Annotated in this window: 1 protein-coding gene; it reads right to left on the bottom strand. The window is 63.1% G+C overall.

The window, feature by feature from the left end; genetic code table 11:
• Positions 1-17: 17 nt before the first annotated feature.
• Positions 18-775 (bottom strand): IS5 family transposase gene (locus OF829_RS20555; RefSeq protein WP_406701456.1). Its coding sequence is split into 2 segments (ribosomal slippage): positions 18-433 and positions 433-775, totalling 759 coding nucleotides; the frame shifts between segments, so codons are not numbered across the junction.
• Positions 776-857 lie beyond the last annotated feature (82 nt).

The following is an 857-nucleotide window of genomic DNA, read 5'->3' as shown; positions in this document are numbered from 1 at the left end:
CTAGGACGAATCGACATTCAACGCATCCAGATCATGGCTGCGGCGAGGTGGATGAAGGCGAGGAAGTATGCGGCGCGCCGGTCGAAGCGAGTGGCGAAGCGCCGGAAGTGTTTGAGTTTGTTGAAGCATCGCTCGATGCGGTTGCGGCAGCGATAGATGGTGGCGTTGTGCGGGATCGGGGTCTTGCGTGAGCGGGTGGAAGGGATGACGGCGGTGGCGCCGAGACCGGCAATGATCTGGCGCAAGCTGCTGGAGTCATAGGCGCGGTCCGCGAGAACGGCTTGTGGCGAGAAGCCATCGATGAGGGCAGGCGCTGCAAGGACGTCGTGGCTCTGGCCTGCAGCGACGAGGAAGCGGATCGGCCTGCCGAAAGTGTCGGTGGCCATGTGGATCTTGGTGGTCAGTCCTCCTCGGGAACGCCCCAGAGCCTGGTCGCAGGCCCCCCTTTTCCGTTGGCCGCCTGCTGGTGTGCCCGAACCAGGGTGCTGTCGAGCATCAGATACTGGTTGTCGCGGTCGCGCGTCAGGTCCTCGAACACCCGCTCCCACACGCCTGCCTTTGCCCAGCGGGTGAAGCGCTTGTGCGCCGTCTTCCACTTGCCATAGCGCTCCGGCAGGTCGTGCCAGTGCGCCCCTGAGCGCAGCACCCACAAACACCCATTCACGAACAACCGATTGTCCGATCCCGTCCGGCCCGGATCGCTCGCCTTGCCCGGCAGCAACGACGCTATCCGATCCCACTGCACATCGCTCAGTTCGTATCGCTTCGCTCTCATCACAGTCCTCCGCCTCAACCAGCGGAACCCTATGAATCACGCATCCTCCCTCTTGGGAATCCTGAATGTCGATTGGCCCTAG

It is taken from the genome of Sphingomonas caeni, assembly GCF_026013415.1.
Classification (GTDB): domain Bacteria; phylum Pseudomonadota; class Alphaproteobacteria; order Sphingomonadales; family Sphingomonadaceae; genus Sphingomonas; species Sphingomonas caeni.
Note: the sequence above shows the minus strand (reverse complement) of the source record. Positions and strands in the feature narration are given on the sequence as shown.